Here is a 21613-nt window from a genome sequence, read left to right on the forward strand (position 1 = left end):
AGTAATGGTTATTAAATGATTGCCTCTCTGCTCTGGCAAATTATCTTGTGGCTTGCTGGCGCGTCTGTCGCAATTCTTGCGTTTTTGTCGTCGTATGAATATCAGGGGCCCAGGAAATCTAGGCGTCTTTTGCAAAATGGAAGCAGGGAATTAATATTAAATATACTTTCTCTGCACAATTTCAAATTTGAACTGAAGTTTTGTCAGATAATTTTTGGAGAAAAAATCTTATCATTTAAGAGGGTATTTGCATCTATAATATTTTCTGTCCTGTGGTTTATTATAACATGTCTGCTTTATCAAATATTTTTGCCTTCTGCCAACTATCAGGCGTTTATGGCTATAAGATTTTATGATGATCGGATGGCTCTTGGTGCCGTATTGTTATTCATATCTACCATCGTCATAGATATGATTTCTATTCATAAGACTCTGTTTCTTATTAAGGTAGCCAATGGAAATGGACGGTATAGGATATTAGCCATTGTTGCCGATCTCGTTGTTACGCCCGCGATGTTCTTAGTTCTATTTTCTGCTTTCTACTCTGTCGTATTTCTTATTTTGGCGAATCGAGGCGGCATGAATTTCCATCAATCCCTAGTGACGGAGACTTCGTGCATACAGATGACTGGAGTTTTAGATTATATGGGCGTGGCATTTAAGCATAGTATTTATGAAGACATTGCAAGTGTATTCACGTTCTTCATGAACGTGGTGTCTGGGAATATGCAGGCAACATTTGTCAGAATCCCTGTCCCATTATCTGATGGGGAGCTTGTATCTTATATTCATTTTGGCGGTAGATATCCTGTGGCAGCATACGCCTATCCATTCATGCATTATTTCATCTCTAGCTTCTTTATAATTGTATGGGCGCTCACATTATTATGTGGAAAAGCAATTGCGGGGATTATAAGATTTATGTCATTAAAGATAAAATCAATATACTGGCGACTGGGAGATGTTGCCAGCCGAGAGCATCCAGCCACGTTCTTGGCAGCAGTAATTTCTCTTTACCTGATATCGGCCCTGCTTATAAGCTATGCTACTTTGGAATTTATTTATCTTCTCGAAAAAATACCCAAAAACATTTAATATCGGCGAGCGAGGTCGGCGATATTACACGCCGACCTCTCCAGGTACACTGTGCCTGACTCAGAACTGGTCTTCCGACAAGGCCATCAGGGTGCGGTGACCAGTGCGCATCAACTCGGCCAGGCCCAGCGACGGGCCCACCACCTGTTCCACGAAGAAGCGGGCGGTGACCAGCTTGCTCTCATGGAAGGCGGCGTCCTGGCCCTGGGCCAGCGCCTGACTGGCGGCGATGGCGCCGCGGGCCAGCAGGAAGGCGCCGGTGACGTTGCCGAACAGGGTCAGGTAGGGCACGGCCCCGGCCGCCGCCGCGCGCGCGTCGGCCTTCACATGGTTCACCAGGAAGGAGGTCGCGTCCTCCAGCGCCGCGATGCCGCGCTTCAGGCCCTGGGCGATGACGGCCAGGTCGTCGCCCGGCTGGGCGGATGCCGCCTCCGCCGTTTCGGCCATCTGGGCGAATAGCGCGCGGGCGGTGGCGCCGCCGTCCCTGCCCAGCTTGCGGAACACCAGGTCGTTGGCCTGGATGCCGTTGGTGCCCTCGTAAATCGGGGCGATGCGGGCGTCGCGGTAATACTGGGCGGCGCCCGTCTCCTCGATGAAGCCCATGCCGCCGTGCACCTGCACGCCCAGGCTGGCGACCTCCACCCCGATGTCGGTGCTCCACGCCTTGGCCACCGGCGTCATCAGGTCGTTCAGCAGGCCGGCCTGGTGGGCGGCGGCCGCGTCGGGATGATGGTGCCGGCCGTCGAGGAAGGAGGCGGTGAAATAGACGATGGCCCGCGCGGCCTCCACCTTCGACCGCATGGTCAGCAGCATGCGCCGCACGTCGGGATGGTGGATGATGGTCACCGGCTGCGGTCCGCCGGCGACGTCGCGGCTCTGCACCCGAGTCTTGGCATAGGCCAGCGCCTGCTGGTAGGCGCGGTCGCCGATGGCGACGCCCTGCAGGCCCACCCCCAGGCGCGCGTTGTTCATCATGGTGAACATGTACTCGATGCCGCGGTTCTCCTCGCCCACCAGGTAGCCGACGCAGGCGCCGTTGTCGCCATAGCTCATGACGGCCGTGGGGCTGGCGTGGATGCCCAGCTTGTGTTCCAGGCTGACGCAGCGGGCGTCGTTGCGCTCACCCGGCGTGCCGTCGGCGTTCAGCAGGAACTTGGGCACGATGAACAGCGAGATGCCCTTGGTGCCCGCCGGCGCCTCCGGCGTGCGGGCCAGCACCAGGTGGACGATGTTGTCCGTCCAGTCATGGTCACCATAGGTGATGAAGATCTTCTGGCCGGTGATGCGGTAGGTGCCGTCCTCGTGCCGCACCGCGCGGGTGCGCACCGCCCCCACGTCGGACCCTGCCTGCGGCTCCGTCAGGTTCATGGTTCCGGCCCATTCGCCGGAGATCAGCTTTTCCAGGTACAGCGTCTTCTGCTCATCCGACCCGTGGGCGGTCAGCAGTTCCACCGCTCCCTGGGTCAGCAGCGGCCCCAGGGCAAAGGACATGTTGGCGCTGGTCCAGGTTTCCAGCAGGGCGATGAACAGGGTCCAGGGCAGGCCCTGGCCGCCATGGTTGGGGTCGAAGGGCACGCTGTTCCAGCCGCCCTCCACGAACTGGCGGTAGGCGTCCTTGAAACCGTCGGGGGTGCGCACGCCGGTGTCGGTGAGGTGGGACCCCTGGCGGTCGCCGGGGGCGTTCAGGGGGGCCAGCACGTTGTCGGCCAGCTTGGCGCCTTCCTCCAGCACGGCGTCCACCAGGTCGGGGGTCGCGGCCTCGAAGTCGGGGAAGGCCGCGACGCGGTCCAGGCCGACGACGGAATTCAGGACGAAACGGATTTCCTTCAGGGGCGCTTCATAGGTCATGGTCTCTCGGGTCCTCCCGGGCGCCGGCGGCGGCCCGGCGCCCCCTCGCTTCAGGACAAGGGGGGCGGGCCCGGCACGGCCGGCGGGGTGCTCACTGTTATTGGGCGGGCGGGCCCCTCATCGGTGCGGAAAGGCCGCGTCCCGTCGACGCGGGTCTCATCCTGCCGGGATGGCGGCGACCGGGCAAGGGTCGGTGCAATTTCATCCCGCTCCCTGTATCTGGCACGGCCCTTGCTTTCCTTTTGGGCCAACATCGGATCGGCCCCGTCGGCCGGTCGTTTCCCAGGTAAGTGAGGTCCGGTCGTGAACAGCGCACTGTCCACCACGCAGCTGACTGCAGCACAGGGTTTGGCGTCATCCGCCCCCGCCAGGATCGTGGCGGCGGTACAGCAGGCCAGCACCAAGGCCGGGGTAGATTTTTCCTATCTGCTGAAGCAGGCGTCGGTGGAAAGCGGCTACGATACCAACGCCAAGGCCAGCACCAGCAGCGCCACCGGCCTTTATCAGTTCACCGACTCCACGTGGCTGAACATGGTGCAGCAGCATGGCGCCGAGGTTGGCCTGGGCCAGTACGCCAGCGCCATCAAGACCCGCAGCGACGGCAGCGCCTACGTTTCCGACCCGGCCACCCGGCAAAAGATTCTCGACCTGCGCAAGGACGCCGCCACCTCGGCCATGATGGCGGCCCAACTGGCGCAGGACAACAAGACCACCCTGCAGCAGCAGGTGGGTGGCACCATCGGCGGTACCGAGCTGTACCTGGCCCATTTCCTGGGTGCCGGCGGCGCTGCCAAGTTCCTGAACGCGCTGAAGAAAAACCCCAACCAGGCGGCGGATACCGTCGTGCCGGACGCGGCGGACGCCAACGACGCCGTCTTCTATGACAACAACGGCAAGGCCCTGTCCCTGGGCCAGGTCTACGACCGCTTCGCCAAGAAGTTCGACGGCACGGGCGGCACCAGTGCGGACAAATATGCCGGGTCCACCACGCTGGGCACCGTGCAGGCGGCCGACAGCACGTCGCAGCCGTGGGACATGGCGCGGGGCGCCAGCTCATCCAAGATGCCGCTGTCCACCTACACCATCATGATGCTGAACGCCCTGGCCGCCCCCACCGAGGATGACGACCAGGACAACAAGGACGGCTACAGCCAGCAGGAACAGCGCATGACCATCAACCGCGCCCCCAACATGGCCGCCGCCTACATGGCCAGCGCCTAAGCGGAGCGGTAGGTCTCCGGCGTCGCCGGCACAGCCATCCACGCCTTGACACCGCCATCGCTGACCTGCCCCAACTGACCGCCGCACTGCCGGGCCAGCTGTTCCAGCAGCAGGCGCCCCAGGCCGGCGGGCGGCCGCGCCCCGGTGCCGGAATCTTCTGCCGACCCGGCGCTTGTTGCCGGGTCCTTGTCGTTGGACGGGGGGCCCAGCCCCACGCCGTCATCCTCCACGCGCAGCACCCATTGCTCCCCCTCCGTCGCCAGCCGCACGGCGACGGTGCCGGTACGGCCATCGGGGAAGGCGTACTTCAACGCATTGGTCAGCAGCTCATTGGCGGCCAAGCCCAGGGTGACCGCGGCGCGTTGCGGCAACTGCACGTCCTCCACCTCCACGGTGAAGGTGATGGGCCGGCCGGTGGCATGGGCCGCGGCCAGGTTCTCCACCAACTGCTCCAGCAGGCTGCGGGCCGGCACGAAGGGTTCGCGCTGCAGCCGCTGCAGGCTGGAATACACCAGCCCCAGCACGCGCACGCGTTCCCCGGCCTTGGCCAGTTCCGCGGCCTCCACCCCGCCTGCGCGGCTTTCCGCCACCATCAGCAGGCTGGAGACGGACTGGAGGTCATTGCGGATGCGGTGGTAGATCTCGCGCAACAGCATGGCTTGCTGCTGCTCCCCCGCCGCCAGAGTGTCCAGGGCGCGGTGCAGCGCCGCGATGATGGACACGACCACCAGGCCGATGATGACGAACAGGCAGGGGCCCGCCCATGCCTTGGGCGGCAGGGCCGCCAGCCGGTCCGGCAGGGTGGCCAACTGCTGCGCCCATGTCAGGGTGTCGTCCGCCGGGGCGATGAAGGGCAGGGCCAGCACCGTGCTCAGGGCCACGGACGCCAGGCCGGGCCCCACGCCGAAGCAAAGGGTGGCCAGCACCAGGGCGGGAAAGAACTGCAGGACGGGATAGCCGTCCAGCAGCTCGTCCAGCGCCATGCGCAGCCCGAACGACAGGATCACCATCAGTGCCGCCCCGGCATAGCGCAGGGGGGCGGGGCGTCGCCGCAAGGCCAGGAAGGTGGTGAGAAAGGGCGTCATGGCGGCGGATCATAGCGCCGCCTCGGCCAACCGCACTACATCCGACGGTATATCGCCTTAGAAATGAACCAGCGCCGGGTCATCGCACCGGCCGGCCATCATCTGTCCGGCACAGGCGCTGCCCGCCATCTGGGGACGCACATGCAGGGCGCCATCGGCGTCCAGCAGCGTGTCGGCCGGGGATGGGATCCCGGCTGTTCCGCGCACCAGGCGGCGGTAAAGGGCCAGGGGGGAGGGCGCGGTGCCGGTGGGGGTCGAGGTCTTGCCAGGCATGGGCTCCCTCCCTTTGCTGGGTGGGCCACCGGGGCAATGCGGCGGCGTCACCGGCTCCACTATCTCAGGTGGAAGCGTCTCACGGCCGCCGAGTCGCCGTCAATTGATGCCAAAGGTCAGTGCGGGCCTATGCCCTGGCGCTGGCCGGGGCGCCGAAACCTGCCAATTAGGGTAAGATTTTACCCGGATTCATCAGGTCCCGGGGGTCCAGCACGCGCTTCAACTCCGCCATCAGGGTGATTTCCAGGGGGGAGCGGGCGCGGGCCAATTCGTCGCGCTTCTTGCTGCCGATGCCGTGCTCGGCGCTGATCGATCCGTCCAGGTCCAGCACCACGTCATGGACGGCCCGCATGATGCGGGGCCCCAGCGCCAGGAAGGCGGCGCGGTCGGCCGGGTCGTCGCTGTCGGGCCGGGCGATGTTGTAGTGGATGTTGCCGTCGCCCAGATGGCCGAAGGGGTAGGGGCGGGCGCCGGGGCAAAGGTCGGCCACCGCCCGGTTCGCCCGCTCGATGAACTGGGGCACGCGGCTGACGGGCACGGCCACGTCATGGTGCAGGGCGCCGCCCACCTTGCGTCCGATCTCCGGCAGGCCCTCGCGCAGGCGCCACAGCTTCTGGCGCTGGTCGCCGCTGGCGGCCAGGGTGGCGTCCGTGGCCTCCCCCGCCTCCAGGGCCTCGGCCAGGGCGCCTTCCACCGTTTCGCGCAGGGCGTCGCCGGGCGTGCCTGCCGTCAGTTCCGTCAGGATGTACCAGGGTGACGGCTCCGACAGCGGGTCGTTGTGTTCGCCCAGGTAGCGGGCGGCGCCGTCGATGGCGAAGCGCGGCATGATCTCGAAGGCCGACACGGCGTCGCCGCTGGCCTGGCGCAGCCGTTTCAGCAGGCGCAGGGCGGCGGTCACGTCCGGCACGGCCACCAGGGCCGTTTCCATCTGGCGCGGCCGAGGCACCAGCGACAGGGTGGCGGCGGTGATGATGCCCAGCGTGCCCTCCGCCCCCAGGAACAGGTGCTTCAGGTCATAGCCGGTGTTGTCCTTGCGCAGGCGGCGCAGGCCGTTCCAGATCTGGCCGTCCGGCAGCACCACCTCCAGCCCCAGCACCTGGGCGCGGGCGTTGCCGTAGCGCAGGGTCAGGATGCCGCCGGCGTTGGTCGACAGGTTGCCGCCGATGGTGCAACTGCCCTCGGCACCCAGGCTCAGGGGGAACATCAGGTCGACGTCGTTCGCCGCCTGCTGCACCGTGGCCAGGATAACGCCCGCCTCCACCGTCATGGTATGGTCCAGCGCGTCCACCTCGCGGATGCGGTTCAGGCGGCCCAGGTTCAGCAGCACGGTGCCCGCCGCCGCCAGCGCCCCGCCCACCAGGCCGGTGTTGCCCCCCTGGGGCACCAGGGCGATGCCGGCCGCCGCCGTCAGGCGCACCACGGCCGCCACCTCTTCCACCGTGCCTGGGCGCAGCAGGGCCAGCGGCGTGCTGACGGCGTTGCCGCGCGCCTCCATCAGATAGGGGGCCTGCGCCTCCGCCTCGCTGATGACGCCGGCGGGGCCCAGCAGGTCGGCCAGGGCGGCCAGGCAGGCTTGAACGGTCTGGGGGACGGGTGTGCTCATGGGGCTTCATCCGGAATCAAAGCCGCCAGATCCGTCACACCCACATCCTGGCCGGCCTGGGTCAGCAGGGTGGTCGCCTGGCCACGGTGATGGGTCTGGTGGTTGAAGAATTGCACGGTCAGGTCGCCGAAGCGGCGGGCGCAGGCCACGCCCGCGCTGTTGATATAGGCCAGGACGTGGTTCATGTCACAGGCGCGCACGCTGGCCGCCCACCGCGTGATGGCCGTGTCGACCACCCGGCGATCGGCCGCCAGGCTGGCCAGATCCGGGTACAGCGCCTCGTCCAGCCGCGACGGCAGGGCCAAGTCCATCACCGGGTCCAGGGTGGTATAGCCGGCGGGGTGGGTGCGGAAGCGCCGCAGCCACAGCAGATCCGCCACCATCAGATGGTTCAGCGTGCCTAGGATGGAGCGGAAGAACGCCCCCCGGTCGGCGGTCAGGGCCTCCGCCGGCAGTTTGCCCGCCGCTTCGATCACCTTGGCGTTCATCCAGGCGTTGTAGCGGGCCATCAGGGCGATATACCGGGGCTCTGTCATAAGGCGGCCTCAACTCCGGGGCGGGGCGCCAGAGTGTCCGGTCCCGGCCTGTGGGATTCAAGTGCTAACGCGTCGCCCGCCCACCGGTTCCGGTCATGGTGGCCGATGTCAGGGGCGCGGTGCCGCCGCGCGGCGCAGGCGATCATTGATGGCCAGGCCCAGGCCCACATCCGGGATGGTCATGACCGCGATGCCGCTCAGCCCCGGCTTGTCCAGCCGGCGCAGCATGGCGAACAGGTTGGCGGCGGCCTCGTTCAAATCGCCGGTGGGGGACAGGTTCAGCCGCTCCGCCCCGCCCAGGACGAAGCGGTCGGGGCCGAAGCCCAGCAGCGCCTCATCCTTCGCGGCGTTCAGGGCGTTCAGGCGGACCGGCAGGCCCGGGGCGTAATGGCTTTCCAGCATGCCCGGCGCCTTGATCCCGGTTCCGGGAGTGACGGCGCGCTGTACGGGACCCAGCACGGCCTCGATCTCCTCAGGGGTGATCGAACCGGGGCGCAGCAGCACGGGATGCTCGCCCGACAGGTCCAGCACGGTGGACTCCACCCCCACCGGGCAGCGGCCGTCCGCCAGGATCAGGGCCAGGCGGCCCCCGCCGCCGTCAGGAAATTCCTCCCGCACATGGATGGGGGCGGTGGGGCTGACATGGCCGGACCGATTGGCGCTGGGCGCCGCGATGGGCCGGCCGCTGGCCTGCAGCAGGGCGCGGGCGGTGGTGTGGCGCGGCACCCGCACCGCCACCGTATCCAGCCCGGCGCTGACCAGCAGCGACAGGGCGGCATCTTTCCTGCGGGGCAGGACCAGGGTCAGGGGGCCGGGCCAGTAGAGGTCGGCCATCTGGTGCGCCCGCTCATCCATCACAGCATAGCGTTCCACCGCCGCGACATCGGGCAGATGGACGATTAGGGGGTTGAAGCTGGGGCGGCCCTTGGCGGCGAAGATGTCGGCCACCGCCTGATCATTGCCGGCGTCGCCGCCCAGGCCGTAGACCGTCTCCGTCGGGAAGGCCACCAGCTTGCCCTGGGCCAGCGCCTGCGACGCGCGGGCCAGCGCCTCGGTGGTGGGCGGGGACATGTCGGGGGCAGGGTGTTGGGTCACGGGCCGGCACCTGGTGAAGGATGTTCCCCCTATCTAGCCCACCGGCCCGCCCGGTCCAAGGCCGCCGGTCGCAGGGCCGCCCCACCCTTTTGAGGCATCGCCGATTGTGCGCTGCACCCTTGCCCGCCATCGCGGCGGGGTCCACACTGCCGGCCACGGTCATTCCTTGAAGGGGGGAACCATCATGGCGGGTCACGTCGTCACCATCGCGCAGCAGAAGGGTGGGGCGGGCAAGACCACGCTGGCCATCCAGCTGGCGGTGGCCTGGTCCCTGGCCGGGCTGCGGGTGGCGGTGGTGGATATCGACCCCCAGGGCAGCCTGACCGCCTGGTTCGGCCTGCGGGCGCAGGCGCTGGACGATCCCGGCCTGACCCATATGCAGATCAACGGCTGGCGCACCCAGAAAGAGGTGGAGCGCCTGGCGCGGGAACATGACGTGGTGGTGGTCGACAGCCCCCCGCACGCCGAGACGGAGGCGCGCATCGCCGTGCGCGTGGCCGACCTGGTGGTGGTGCCGGTGCAGCCCAGCCCCATGGACCTGTGGGCCACCCGCCCGACGCTGGACATGGCGAAGACGGAAAAGCGGCCGGTGCTGGTGACGCTGAACCGCGTGCCGCCCCGCGCCAAGCTGGCCGACCGGTTGACGGAGGCGGTGGCGGGCCTGGGCGTGCCCATGGCGGAGGCGGTGATCGGCAACCGCGTGGGCTTCGCCGGCGCCATGATGGACGGCCTGTCGCTGCAGGAAACCGACCGCCGGGCCAAGGGATCGGAAGAGATCGCGGCCCTGGCCGGGGAGATCCTGGCCCGCCTGGGCGGCACCCTGACGGCCGGCACCCGCAGCGCCAGCGCCTGACGCCCCCCTTTCGCGCGCCTGCCCTTCGGGTGCCTGCATTGCGGCCGGCGCGCGGGGCGGTGTATACCCGATGTCGCCGTCTCGGGGGGCGTGGCGGCGCTGGGGTGGGGTTGGGAACCAATGCAAATTCTGTCGCGCCTGTTTTCGCGCCGTGCGCCGGTGACCGGGACGGCGGCGTCGCCGATTCTGCCCGACGTGGTGATCGCCGAGCCGTTCAACGCTTTTGTCCACGGGCTGAATGCCATCACCATTCCCGGTGACCTGCGGGCCACCCGGGATGGGGCGCCGCTGCAGGCCCTGGTGATGGATGCGGCGGGTACCCAGGTGCGTGTGGGCGACGTGGTCCAGGCCACCCCCGGCATCGACCGCGTCGCCTTCGCCGCCTTCCCCGAAGGGACGGGCCCCGCCTTCTGGCTGTTCGTGGTGGCGCCGCTGGACGGTGCCGATCCCGTGCCGCTGCTTCCGGCCTTGCGGGCGCTGGCGGCGGGCCTAGGGGCGCGGCCGCCGCTGGCGGTGGGCTGTGAAGGCCCCGCCCTGGACCGGGCCAGGCTGAGCTTCGCCATGATCAGTGACGAGCCGCCGCCGGCCACCCTGCCGCCCCTGGACCAGCCGGTGGTGGATGAGGGCGCGCTGACCCCCGAACAGCGGCAGTGGCGGGAGGAGGGGGTGGCCATCCTCAAGGGCTTCCTGTCCGATGAGCTGCTGGACCCCTATATCGCCCGCCGTGAACAGATGGGCCGGGCGGGCGGCTGGCGGTCCCCCACCCCCTACATGCAGGTGGAGGAATTGCGCCGCATCTGCCTGCATCCGCCCCTGATGAATGTGCTGAACAGCCTGGTGGGGGAGGAGATGCTGCTGCACCTCAACCTCACCGGCTGGATCTCGACCGAGCGCGATTGGCATCAGGACGAGTATCTCAGCCCACCTTTCGTCAACAGCTGGTACGCCGCCGTTTGGATCGCGTTGGACCGCATCCACCCTGATGCCGGTCCCTTCGAATACATCCCCGGTTCGCACCGCTGGCCCTTGCTGCGCGGCGACAAGGTGCGCCAGTTCATGACCGGCGACGAACGGCGCCTCAGCGCGGTCACCGACAGCGGCTATGACGCCTGGCCCAGCATCACCCAATCCTATGTCGCCCCCATCGTGGAGGCGGAGATCGCCAGGCGCGGCGTCGAAAAGCGGGCCTTCCTGGCGGAAAAGGGCGACGTGCTGATCTGGCACGGCCGCCTGATGCATCGCGGCTCCCCCGCGCGGCAGCAGGGTCTAGAGCGGCGGTCCCTGATCGCGCACTATACCGGCGTGAACCATCGTCCCGACATGCCGGAGCGCCGGTTCGAGGGCGGCGGACACTACGCCGTGTTCCACACGCCCCTGCTGTGACCCTCTTCCTCTGATGAGCCGGCTTTTCCCATGACCTTCCTGTCCCGCCTCCTCGGCCGCCGGCCGGCTGCCCCACCCGTCGCTCCGCCACCGGCGCCGTCGCTTCCGCCGCTGCTGATCGTGGAGCGGGTGGTGACGCGGGTGGCCAACCTGGAGGTCGTGGAGGTGCCGGGCGATATCCGAGCCGGCCGGCCGGAGCGGAAGCTGCACGCCCTGCTGGTCGACGAGGCGACGGGCCAGGCGCGCCAGGGGCCGCTGGTGTCGCGCACCCCGGATGGCCTGTTCGACGGCGATCTGCGCTGTGACCGCGTCACCGTCCCACCCTTCCCCAACGGCTGCGGCCCTGTCTACTGGCTGTTCGTGGCCGAGGCGGAGGAGGTGCCGGACGCCCAGGCGTTGGCGCCCGCGCTGCTGGCCTTGGCCCGCACGCTGGGTGACCGGCCGCCCCTGGGCGCCCTGTGCTACGGCACGCCGCCGGACGCCAGCGGCGGCATCAGCTTTTCCATGCTGAGTGACCATCCCGATCCTCAGGGCCTGCCGCCCCTGGACCAGCCGGTGGTGGATGAGGCCACGCTGACCCCTGAACAGCGGCAGTGGCGGCGCGAGGGTGTCGTCCTGCTCAAGGGCTTCCTGGGCGACGACTTGCTGGATCCCTACATCAAGCGGCGCGAGCAGGTGGACCGGGCGCTGGGCTGGATCACCCCCACCCCCTACATGCAGGTGGAGGAGTTGCGGCGCATCTGCCTGCACCCGCCGCTGATGGCCATCATGAACAGCCTGATCGGGGAGGAGATGATGCTGCATCTGAACCTCACCGGCTGGGCCTCGACCGAGCGCAACTGGCACCAGGACGAATATCTCAGCCCGCCCTTCGTCAACGGCTGGTACGCCGCCGTGTGGATCGCCCTGGACCGCATCGATCCCGATTCCGGGCCGTTCGAATACGTTCCGGGCTCCCACCGCTGGCCCTTGCTGCAGGGGGAAAGGGTGCGGCAGTTCATGACCGCGGCGGAACGCGACCGCGTCACTGGCACCACTGGCAGCGCCTCCTGGCCGCACTTGACGCAACGCTACGTCACGCCCGCCATTGAGGCGGAGATCGCGGCCCAGGGGGTGGAGACGCGCCGCTTCCTGGGGGAAAAGGGCGACGTGCTGATCTGGCACGGCCGGTTGATGCACCGGGGCTCGGCCCCGAACCGCCCGGGGGTGGAACGGCGGTCGCTGATCGGCCATTACACCGGCGTGAACCACCGCCCCGACATGCCCAACCGGCGGTTCGACCATGGCGGGCACTATGCCGTGTTCGACTATCCGTTGAAGTAGGCGCCCACGGGCCTCCCCAGCCGGTCCGATCTGTGTCAATCTCACGGTCAGCCGCGCCGTCAGGGGCCGCCCATGACCGTCCCATCCTCCCGCCTCGTGTCTGTTCGCCGCCATGACGGCCCGCGGGACGCTTGGCATGTGGCCAATCTGGCGCCGCCGCCGGCCCTGTCCGGCCTGCTGGGCGGTTATGCCGATTACCGCGAACGCACCAGCTTCACCACCCGCCGGGAACTGCCCCACGCCCAGGCCGTCCTGATCGTCAATCTGGCGGAACCGATCGGCATCGTCGGCGGCGACGGGCGACCGATCACCGTGCGCGCCGGGGAGGGCTTCGTGGCCGGCGCCCATCTGGCGCCGGCGCTGTCCCGGTCGGGCGGCACCCAGGCGGGGATGCATGTGTTCCTGCCGCTCTCCAGCCTGCGGCGCCTGCTGGGATGCCCCTTGACGGAGGTGGTGGACCGCGTGGTGCCCCTGGATGCCGTGCTGGGCCCGGCGGGGGGGCGGCTGGGCCAGGCGTTGGCGGAGGCGCCGGACGGGGCCGGACGCATGGCCATCCTGGATGAGGCGCTGACCCGCCGCTTCGCCGCCCTGCCGGGCCTGCCGCGGGCGCAGATGCACGCGCTGGCCCTGCTGCGCGACCGGCCCGACCTGGACATCGCCGACGTCGCGCGCGAGATCGGGTGGAGCGCCAAGCACCTCGCCGCCCGTGTGAAGGACGCGCTGGGCGTGGGCCCGCGCACCTACCGCCGCCTGCTGCGGTTCGAGGCGCTGACCAAGCGGCTGGGGGCCGGGCCGCTGGATGAGGGCAGCGGCGGCTGGGCCGGCATCGCCATCGACGCCGGCTATTGCGACCAGTCGCACATGATCCGGGAATTTCGGGAGTTCGCCAGGCTGACGCCGGGGCAGTACCTCGCCCAGTCCCTTCCGGACGGCGGCGGCCTGGTGGAGGCCTGAATGGGGGAGGTTATTTAGATCCAATCCAGGCCGCCCCGTCCGGCCCTAGGGTCGGGGCAGCGGCATCGTCGCCGCCTGACAGGAGACCGAGCCCCATGCCCACTCACCCCCTGATCCCCTGCCTGCGTTATCAGAATGCGCCGGCCGCCATCGACTTCCTGTGCGCCGCCTTCGGCTTCCGGCGCCACGCCGTTTACGCCGACGACCAGGACCCCAACCTCATCCACCACGCCCAGCTGACGTTGGGCGATGGCATGGTCATGCTGGGATCCGCCCGGCCTGGGCCAACCACCGATGCCTATCGCTGGAAAACGGCGGCGGAGGCCGGGGGCGTCACAGCCTGCGTCTACATCGTCGTCGACCACCTGGACGCCCACCACGACCGCGCCCGCGCCGCCGGGGCGGAGATCGTGACCCCGCCGCACGACAATGAAGGCTATCCCGGCCGCGGCTACCACGCCCGCGATCCGGAAGGGAACAGTTGGAGCTTCGGCACCTACGATCCCTGGGCGCCGCTTTGAGGACGGGGCACCAATGACCAGCGGCGGGCGTGTCCGGCCCGCCGCCTTACCCGGCTTACAGCGCCTGCACCGCCGCCAGCACGGCGTCGACATGGCCGGGCACCTTGACCTTGCGCCATACCTTGGCCACCTGGCCGTCCTTGTCGATCAGGAAGGTGGCGCGCTCGATGCCGAAATAGGTGCGGCCGTACATGTTCTTTTCCACCCAAACGCCATAGCGCTCACACACGTCGCTGTCGGCGTCGGACGCCAGGGTGAAGGGCAGGTTGTACTTCTTCTTGAACTTGTCGTGGCTGGCCACGCTGTCCTTGGACACGCCGATGATGGTGGCGTCCACCTTCTCGAAATGGGGCAGGGATTCGCCGAAGCCGCAGGCTTCGGCCGTGCAGCCGCTGGTGTCGTCCTTGGGGTAGAAGTACAGCACCACCGGACGGCCTTTCAGGGACGACAGGGTGACGCTGCCGCCACCATCGGTGGGCATGGTGAAATCCGGGGCGGGGGTTCCGACCTCAACGGCCATGGTGCTTTTCCTTCCTGGGTTCGGGCCTGGGTTCGGGCCAAGGTTTGCGACGGGAGCAGATACGCTCCAGCCTGTCGGTTGGATCAAGGGGCCGGTGCCGACAGGCGGGCGGCGGGTTCCTCCACCACCTTCTGGAACAGGGCATGGGCCTGGGCCGCCGCGGCCCGGATCTTTGCCTCCGCCGTGTCGAAGTCAAGGCCGTCGCTCACGGCTTCCGCCAGGGCCAGGCGCAGGGCGGGGGCCGCCTCCGCCACCTTGACCTCGCCCGCCACCGTCAGGCGCAGGAAGGCCTGCACCCGGCGCCACAGGCGGTGGATGTCGATCAGGGCGTCGGCGTCCGCCGCGTCCAGCAGCCCGGCGTCGCGCAGGCGGGCCAGGGCGCCGGTGGTGTTGGGGTCCAGGATGTCCGGATGGTCAGCGGCGTGGCGCAGGGTCAGGTACTGCACCAGGAACTGGATGTCGACCATGCCGCCGCGCACATGCTTCACCGACCAGGGGTCCTTGGTGTGATGCTCCCGGTCCATGCGGGCGCGCATGTCGGCCACATCGGCCAGCAGCTTGTCCGGATCGCGCCGTTGCACCAGCACGGCGCGGATGGCTTCGGTCAGTTGTGTCCGCAGGGCCGCCGGGCCGGTCAGCACCCGGGCGCGGGTCAGCGCCATATGTTCCCAGGTCCAGGCGCTTTCCTGCTGGTACCGGATGAAGGCGTCCAGGCTGACGGCCAGGGGCCCCTTGTTGCCCGAGGGGCGCAGCCGCATATCCACCTCGTACAGCGCGCCCTCCGCCGTGGGGGCGGTGATGGCGTTGATCAGGCGCTGGGTCAGGCGGATGTAATACTCGCTGGGCGACAGCGGCTTGGGCCCGTCCGACTGGTCCGCCCCCTCCGGCACCTGATAGACCGTGATCAGGTCCAGGTCCGACCCCAGGGACAGTGAGCCGGCGCCCAGGCGGCCCATGCCCAGGATGGCCATGCCCGCTCCCCCATCTATTCCGGATGCGAAACAGCCGTGCCGGGGCCTGTATTCCGCCTCCACCCGTTCATGCAGGACGGCCAGGGCGGTTTCCGCCACCTCGGTCAGGAAGGGGCCGCACTGGTCGCCATCGGTCAGGTGGCGCAGGATCTGGATGCCGGCGCGCAGGCGCTGGTCGCTGGTCCAGCGCCGCGTCAGATCCAGCACCTCTTCGAAGTGGCGTGCATCGGCCAGCAGGCGGGACATCCCCTCGCGCAATTCCTGGGCGTCCGGCAGATGGTCGAAGAAGCCGGGCGTCAGCACGGCATCCAATTGCGATGGGCGGCGGGACAGGCTGTCGGCCAGGCGGGGCGCTGTGCCCATGATCAGGGCCACCAGCTCCAGCAGCTTGGGGTTGGCGTAGAACAGGCTGAACAGCTGCACCCCGGCGGGCAGGCGGTTCAGGAATTCATCGAACTTCAGGAAGGCCTGGTCCGGCTGGGCCGTGCCGCCCAAGGCCGCCAGCAGGCTGGGCACCAGCTCCGTCAGCAGCTCCCGCGCCCGGGTGCTTCGCGTGGCGCGATAGCGGCCGTGGTGCCAGGCGCGGATTTGCCCTGCCACGGCCGACGGGTTCTGAAAGCCCAGGGACCGCAGGGTGGTGATGGTCTCGGGGTCGTCCTCCGTTCCGGTGAAGACCAGGTTGCCGGGGCCGGACAGGGGCGGCGCCTCCTCGAACAGGGCGGCGTAGCGGTCCTCCACCCGGCCCAGGGTGGCCAGCAGCTCGGTGCGGAAGCGGTCGGCATCGGCATAGCCCAGGAAGGTGGCGATGGCGGCCACGCCGGCGTCGTCCACCGGCAGCTTGTGGGTTTGCTGGTCGTCCACCATCTGCACCCGATGCTCCACCCGGCGCAGGAAGCGATAAGCCGCCTTCAAATCCTCCGCCGCGGCGTCGCTGACCCGCCCGGCCGCCACCAGGGCGTCCAGCGCCATCATGGTGGCGGGGATGCGCAGATGGGCGTCGCGCCCGCCATAGATCAGCTGCTGGGTCTGGGCGAAAAACTCGATCTCGCGGATGCCGCCGCGGCCCAGCTTGATGTCGTGGCCGTTCACCGCCTTGTCGCGATGGCCCTTGTGGGCGCCGATCTGGCGCTTGATGGAATGGATGTCCTGGATGGCGGCGAAGTCCAGGCTGCGGCGCCAGACGAAGTGGCGGATCAGGCCCATGAAGTCCTGGCCGGCCTTGCGGTCGCCGGCCACGGGGCGCGCCTTGATCATGGCCGCGCGCTCCCAGTTCTGGCCCAGGCTGCCGTAATAGGCCTCGGCGGCGGAGACGGAGACGGCCAGCGGGGTGGCGCCGGGGTCGGGGCGCAGGCGCAGGTCGGTGCGGAAGACATACCCGTCCACCGTCCGCTCCTCCATGATGCGCACCAGCTCGCGCGCCAGCCGCACGAAGGTGCGGGTCATCTCATCCGGGTCGCGGGCCTGGACCACGCCGTCGTCATAGAGGACGATCAGGTCGATATCGCTGGAATAGTTCAGTTCCAGCGCCCCGAACTTGCCCATGGCCAGCACGATCAGGCCGCTGCCGGCCTCGGGGTCGTTCTCCGCGTCGGGCAGGCGGATTTCGCCCTTGGCCGCCAGTTGGCGCAGCAGGTGGCGCGCCGTCAGCCGCAACGCCGTTTCCGCCAGTTGGCTGAGCGCGCCGGTCACCTGCTCCAGCGTCCACGCCTCCGCGATGTCGGCGGCGGCGATCAGCAGGGCGGCGCGGCGCTTGGCCACGCGCAACGCCTTCATCAGGCGGTCCGTGGTGGTGGCGCCCCCCGCATCCCCCCAAAGCCCCTCCAGCATCTCCATGAAGGCGGCGTCGAAGCCGTGCGTGGCCACCTGCCGGAAGAACGCCTGTTCCTTCAGCAGGGCCTGGCCCAGGAAGGGGCTGTTGCCCAGGATGGCCCGCAACAGGGCCCCGCCCGCCTCGTCCGCCGCGTAGGTGCTGGCGAATTCCGTCAGCTCCGGATCGCCGGATTCCTCCGCCCGGCGGTGCCAGGACTCCAGCCCGCGGGCTAGAAGTTCGATATCTGCCGCCTGGGGTAGGGATTTCGCATTGAACATGGATGTCTGGCCGGGCTATGCCAGGAATCGGACCTTGCCCCCGTGTAACCCGTCCATCGCGCCCTATGTTGCTGGGCGGGACGGTGGTGGCGGGCGGGGCCCGTTCGCTGTTCGCCGTTCGCGGTTGGAAGGGTCACGGGGGGCAGAGTGCCCGCGGGCCGCCGACCGGGTCAAGCCATGCTGGAAGTCTGAACCTTTGCCTCGTCCCACGCCGCCCCTTCCCCCCGCCGAGGCGCCCGCCGGCGCCCCGACTGGGATGCCAGTCGGGACGGAGCCTGTGGGGCTGCGGGTGCCCGGCCGGCGCCCGCCGGAGGTGCCCGATCCGGCATGCAAGGCACCCCGGCCTCCGCGCAAGCGGCGCGGCGTCGTGGGACACACGGCCCTGGTGATCCTGGAACTGGCGGCCGGCCTGCTGCTGGTGGTGCTGCTGACCGCCGGCCTGTTATCCTGGCGCCTCAGCCGCGGGCCCATGCCCATCTCGTGGTTCGCGCCCTATCTTGAGCAGGCGGTGAACGAGGGTGGCACCGTCCATATCTCGGTCCACAAGGTGGCCTTGGCCAAGGCGGCCAAGGGCGCCACGGTGGAAATCATGGCCGATGACGTGGTGCTGACCGGCACGGGCGGCGCCACGGTGGCGACATTGCCCGAATTCCGCATCGCGCTGTCGGTGCCGGCCCTGCTGCACGGCCGCCTGGCGCCCACCCGCATCGTGCTGGTCCGCCCCCGCCTGAACGCCATCCGCGAGGTTGATGGCCGTTTCCGTCTGGCGCTGTTGTCGGATGACGACACCGACGACGGCAACGACGTCATGGCCGACCTGATCGCGGCCCTGAAGCGGCCGCCCGACCCCTTGGAACCCCTCGGCGCCTTGACCAAGCTGGTGGTGTCGGAGGCGCGGCTGTCGGTGGACAACCGGCAGCTGGGCCTGGTGTGGTCGGCCCCGCGCGCCGACATCATGCTCACACGCGATCGCCAGGGCATCACCGGCAACGCCCAGCTCACGGTGGATTTGGGTGGGCACATGACCCAGCTGGCGGCCGACCTGGGCTATCGCCTGGCCGACGGCACCATCAGCGCCGTGGGCCGCTTCACCGGTGTCAGCCCGGCCGACCTGGCCCATATCACCCGCGCGTCGGACGGCGTGCTGGCGGCCGTAGGCGGCATCGACATGCCCTTGGCCGGCACGATCACCCTGGAACTCGCCGCCGACTTCTCTCCCCGCATCTTCGACGTGGCGCTCAGCGGCACGGCGGGCACCGTCACCCTGCCTGGCCGGCTGAAGGCGCCGCTGGCCGTGGCGAACCTGGACCTCCAGGCCCGGCTGGAGCCGGAGGGGCTGACCCTCAACCATCTGAACCTGACCTTGCCGGCGACCAACGGGGGGGCCACCAGCGGCGCGGCGCCCAACGGCGCATCACCAGGTTCCACCGTCGCGTTGACGGGCAAGGCCGCGAAGCGCGATGACGGCAGTTACCGGGTGGGGCTGAACGCCGAGGTCAAGGCCGTGCCGCTGAACGCGCTGGACGCCCTGTGGCCCCTGGATGCCCTGCCCAAGCCGCGCGCCTGGATTCTGCAGAACCTGTCGGATGGCGCCTTCGACAAGGTCGCCTTCACGCTGGAAGGCAGCGCGCCGGCCGGCCTGTCGGACCTGGTTCCCACCCGCATGGCCGCGACCTTCGCCTTTTCCGGCGCGACCGTGAACTATATGGACGGTTTGCCCAAGGTGAAGGATGTGGGCGGCACCGCCACCTTCGACGGCGGCCACCTGGGCATCGAGCTGACTCAGGGCCGGCTGCTGGACCTTGCCCTAGGCACGTCGCGCCTGGACATCACCGGCCTGGACAAGACGGCGCAGAAGATGGAAATGACGCTGCCCGTCAGCGGCCCCATCTCCTCCGCTCTCACGGTGATCGACACCCCGCCGCTGGGCTATGCCAAGAAGGTGGGCCTTGTGCCGTCCGCCGTGGCCGGCACCGCCGACATGACCCTGCGCTTCGATTTCCCCTTGGTCGCCACCCTCAAGATGGACCAGGTGAAACTGGGCGTTCAGGCGCACCTGAAGAACGTGGCGGCCGACAATATCGTGGCCGACATCAAGGCGTCCGAGGGCGACCTGACCCTGGTGCTGGACAACAAGGGCATGGACACCAACGGCACCGCCCGGCTGAACGGCATGCCGGCCCGCATCCTGTGGCGTGAGAACTTCCCGGAAGAGGCGCCCATCGGCACCCGTGTCGCCCTGCAGGCCACGGCCACCGACCGCGACCGCCAGTTGTTCCATCTGGACTTTCCCGATTGGGTGCGGGGGCCCATGGGGGTCAGCATGGTCTACACCCGTGACGCCCAGCACGCCGAATCCATCTTGGCGGACCTGGACCTGACCCAGTCCGCGCTCGCCGTCTCGCTGATGGATTGGCGCAAGGTGCCGGGCACGCCGGCGTCGGCGCACGTCGAGGTGGGGTTCGACCAAGGGCGCCCCCTGCATGTCACCCGCATCCAGCTGAAGTCGGACGGGATGGAGGCGTCGGGCAGCCTGGACTTGAAGCACGACTTTTCCATCCGCCACATCGCGGTCGACCGCTATCGCCAGGGGCGCACCGACGCCGCCATGACGGTGGACATGGATGATGCCGGCGGCATGAGGATCAAGGCGGCCGGCCCCTCGCTGGACGCCCGGCCATTCCGCCGCTCCGCCAGTGGCGGGGGCAATGGCGGCGGGGGCAATGCCGGCGGTTCGCCCCGGGCGCCGACCGATGCGGAGCTGAAGGCGCTGGATGCCCGCCCGCCGCTGGATATCGACTTCAACTTCGACAAGGTGGTGACGGCCAACGGCGGGCGTGAGATCGGCGCCAGCAAGGGCCAGTTCGCCCGCCGGGGTCGCGCCTGGCGCTCCGTCGTGCTGGACAGCCGCGTCGGCAAGGACAACGCCGGCCATCTGTCCCTGCGCTATGTGCCCGATGGCAATGCCATGGCCCTCACCATCACCTCCGACGACGCCGGTGCCGCCCTGCAACAGCTGGACGTGCTGGACCACCTGCGGGGGGGCAAGCTGGTGGTCAAGGGCCATAGCCTGCCCGGCGACCCGCACGAGGTGGTGGACGGCACCCTGGACGTCACCGATTACCAGGTGGTGGAGGCGCCGGTGATGGCGCGCCTGCTTTCCGCCGCCAGTTTCCAGGGCTTTTCCGACTTCATGAGCGGCGCCCCCATCACCTTCAGCAAGCTGGAGGGCGGCTTCCATTGGACTGAGACCGGCGTCACCTTCCACGACGTGCGCACCTCGGGCGCCGCCATCGGCCTGACCATGGAAGGTGAGATCAACCTCAGCAAGAGCATGGCCGACCTCCAGGGCACCATCGTGCCCTTCAGCACCCTGAACAAGCTGCTGGGGGCCATCCCCATCGTGGGCGACCTGCTGACGGGTGGGGAAGGGCAGGGGCTGCTGTCGGCGACCTATCGGGTGAAGGGCCCGCTGGATGACCTGGATGTGTCGGTGAATCCGCTGGCCGTGCTGGCGCCTGGCTTCCTGCGCAACCTGTTCTTCCTCTCCCCCACGGATGAGGACGGCAAGCCGGAGGCCAAGCCCACGCCCCGGAAGGGACCGGGCAAGGCCGGCGGTGGGGCTTCCCCCGGTGGCGAAGGGCCGAAGTGACGGCTCCGGCTCCCGTTTGACGGCCCGTCTGGGGCCCATTGCCAGACGGCCGGAGCCCTTGGGCTCCGTTCGGCAGCCCTGCCGCATCCCTCAATGGTTTGCCATCGGAACGCTTCGCCAGCAGGGCCGAATCGCGCGATAGTCGCGAAGTTTCAACGCATTAGTGTTTATGATCGCGATAATGCCCCCAAAGGGTATTGCGCCGTCGGGCCATTAATCATATAAGTAAGATTACGAACAAGCCGCATGACTCAAATTCGGCGACGAGCGGGGAGGGAAATGCCATGTCGACAAATGGCATTAAAAGGCCTGGTGGCTTTCAGTGTGATGTCGGACCCATTTCGGATGGTCAGCCGCTTTCGGCCGGGCTGATGGCCTTCTGGCCAGGTATTTCCCTCAGTCAGGTTTTCGATCTTCGGGAATGAAAGGCCGAATGGGCTTTTCATGACGCTGGTAAGGACTGCTTCGTAGAGGTCTCTGACACCTACGATAACGGTATCGTTTGTGGAAATTCCATAAACGACATGAATTTGTGCTGCCTTCTATTCAAGAATTTTAAAATAATAGGGAGGGTAAGAAGTGGCTATGAATA

16 protein-coding genes are annotated in these 21613 nt (G+C 68.0%); 8 read left to right on the forward strand and 8 right to left on the reverse strand.

Annotation, left to right across the window (positions count from 1 at the left end; all coding sequences use genetic code 11):
- The first annotated feature begins 15 nt into the window (after positions 1 to 15).
- Positions 16 to 1095, forward strand: a complete 1080-nt coding sequence (locus tag FBZ90_RS00455) for a hypothetical protein (RefSeq protein ID WP_145728946.1) — start codon at positions 16 to 18, stop codon at positions 1093 to 1095.
- Positions 1096 to 1155: 60 nt separating this feature from the next.
- Here FBZ90_RS00455 and FBZ90_RS00460 read toward each other — a convergent pair whose 3' ends face one another.
- A complete protein-coding gene (locus FBZ90_RS00460) occupies positions 1156 to 2943 on the reverse strand; it encodes an acyl-CoA dehydrogenase (RefSeq protein ID WP_145728948.1) in 1788 nt (595 codons plus the stop codon).
- 303 nt (positions 2944 to 3246) lie between these two features.
- Here FBZ90_RS00460 and FBZ90_RS00465 point away from each other — a divergent pair, with 303 nt between their 5' ends.
- Complete coding sequence (locus tag FBZ90_RS00465) at positions 3247 to 4164, forward strand: transglycosylase SLT domain-containing protein (RefSeq protein WP_246130078.1); 918 nt, start codon at positions 3247 to 3249, stop codon at positions 4162 to 4164.
- Here FBZ90_RS00465 and FBZ90_RS00470 read toward each other — a convergent pair.
- The 5 genes from FBZ90_RS00470 to FBZ90_RS00490 all read right to left on the reverse strand — a co-directional run bounded on the left by FBZ90_RS00470 (position 4161) and on the right by FBZ90_RS00490 (position 8732).
- Complete coding sequence (locus tag FBZ90_RS00470) at positions 4161 to 5249, reverse strand: sensor histidine kinase (RefSeq protein WP_145728950.1); 1089 nt, start codon at positions 5247 to 5249, stop codon at positions 4161 to 4163. The genes FBZ90_RS00465 and FBZ90_RS00470 overlap by 4 nt on opposite strands.
- Positions 5250 to 5306: 57 nt before the next feature.
- On the reverse strand, positions 5307 to 5522 hold the full coding sequence (locus FBZ90_RS00475) for a hypothetical protein (RefSeq protein WP_145728952.1): 216 nt from the start codon (positions 5520 to 5522) through the stop codon (positions 5307 to 5309).
- Positions 5523 to 5688: 166 nt separating this feature from the next.
- The gene (locus FBZ90_RS00480) at positions 5689 to 7125 is read right to left on the reverse strand and encodes an FAD-binding oxidoreductase (RefSeq protein WP_145728954.1); all 1437 of its coding nucleotides are present in this window, start codon (positions 7123 to 7125) and stop codon (positions 5689 to 5691) included.
- Positions 7122 to 7661, reverse strand: a complete 540-nt coding sequence (locus tag FBZ90_RS00485; protein WP_145728957.1) for a DinB family protein — start codon at positions 7659 to 7661, stop codon at positions 7122 to 7124. Before FBZ90_RS00485 ends, FBZ90_RS00480 begins: the two co-directional genes overlap by 4 nt.
- 108 nt (positions 7662 to 7769) lie before the next feature.
- A complete protein-coding gene (locus FBZ90_RS00490; protein WP_145729455.1) occupies positions 7770 to 8732 on the reverse strand; it encodes an L-threonylcarbamoyladenylate synthase in 963 nt (320 codons plus the stop codon).
- A 208-nt stretch (positions 8733 to 8940) separates the two neighbouring features.
- Here FBZ90_RS00490 and parA point away from each other — a divergent pair, with 208 nt between their 5' ends.
- The 5 genes from parA (at position 8941) to FBZ90_RS00515 (ending at position 13790) form a co-directional block, all read left to right on the forward strand.
- Positions 8941 to 9609: a ParA family partition ATPase gene (gene parA / locus FBZ90_RS00495; RefSeq protein ID WP_145728959.1), complete on the forward strand. Its 669-nt coding sequence runs from the start codon at positions 8941 to 8943 to the stop codon at positions 9607 to 9609.
- A 120-nt stretch (positions 9610 to 9729) separates the two neighbouring features.
- Entirely contained in the window at positions 9730 to 10992 is a 1263-nt protein-coding gene (locus FBZ90_RS00500) for a phytanoyl-CoA dioxygenase family protein (protein ID WP_246130079.1), read from the forward strand.
- Between the two features lie 30 nt (positions 10993 to 11022).
- On the forward strand, positions 11023 to 12315 hold the full coding sequence (locus FBZ90_RS00505; RefSeq protein WP_246130080.1) for a phytanoyl-CoA dioxygenase family protein: 1293 nt from the start codon (positions 11023 to 11025) through the stop codon (positions 12313 to 12315).
- Between the two features lie 72 nt (positions 12316 to 12387).
- The gene (locus FBZ90_RS00510; protein WP_145728960.1) at positions 12388 to 13269 is read left to right on the forward strand and encodes a helix-turn-helix domain-containing protein; all 882 of its coding nucleotides are present in this window, start codon (positions 12388 to 12390) and stop codon (positions 13267 to 13269) included.
- A 95-nt stretch (positions 13270 to 13364) separates the two neighbouring features.
- Positions 13365 to 13790 (forward strand): VOC family protein, encoded by a 426-nt coding sequence (locus FBZ90_RS00515; RefSeq protein WP_145728962.1) that lies wholly within the window; start codon positions 13365 to 13367, stop codon positions 13788 to 13790.
- Between the two features lie 55 nt (positions 13791 to 13845).
- On the opposite strand, the gene bcp is transcribed toward FBZ90_RS00515, so the two are convergent.
- Both bcp and FBZ90_RS00525 read right to left on the reverse strand, forming a co-directional pair.
- Positions 13846 to 14310, reverse strand: coding sequence for a thioredoxin-dependent thiol peroxidase (gene bcp, locus FBZ90_RS00520; protein ID WP_145728964.1), 465 nt, complete (start codon positions 14308 to 14310; stop codon positions 13846 to 13848).
- Between the two features lie 83 nt (positions 14311 to 14393).
- Positions 14394 to 17369 carry a bifunctional [glutamine synthetase] adenylyltransferase/[glutamine synthetase]-adenylyl-L-tyrosine phosphorylase gene (locus FBZ90_RS00525; protein ID WP_145728966.1) on the reverse strand — a complete coding sequence of 992 codons (2976 nt, stop codon included), beginning with the start codon at positions 17367 to 17369 and terminating at the stop codon, positions 14394 to 14396.
- A gap of 367 nt (positions 17370 to 17736) precedes the next feature.
- Here FBZ90_RS00525 and FBZ90_RS00530 point away from each other — a divergent pair, with 367 nt between their 5' ends.
- Positions 17737 to 21021 carry a DUF3971 domain-containing protein gene (locus FBZ90_RS00530; protein WP_145728967.1) on the forward strand — a complete coding sequence of 1095 codons (3285 nt, stop codon included), beginning with the start codon at positions 17737 to 17739 and terminating at the stop codon, positions 21019 to 21021.
- Positions 21022 to 21613 lie beyond the last annotated feature (592 nt).

It is taken from the genome of Nitrospirillum pindoramense (assembly GCF_007827955.1).
Lineage (GTDB): Bacteria > Pseudomonadota > Alphaproteobacteria > Azospirillales > Azospirillaceae > Nitrospirillum > Nitrospirillum amazonense_B.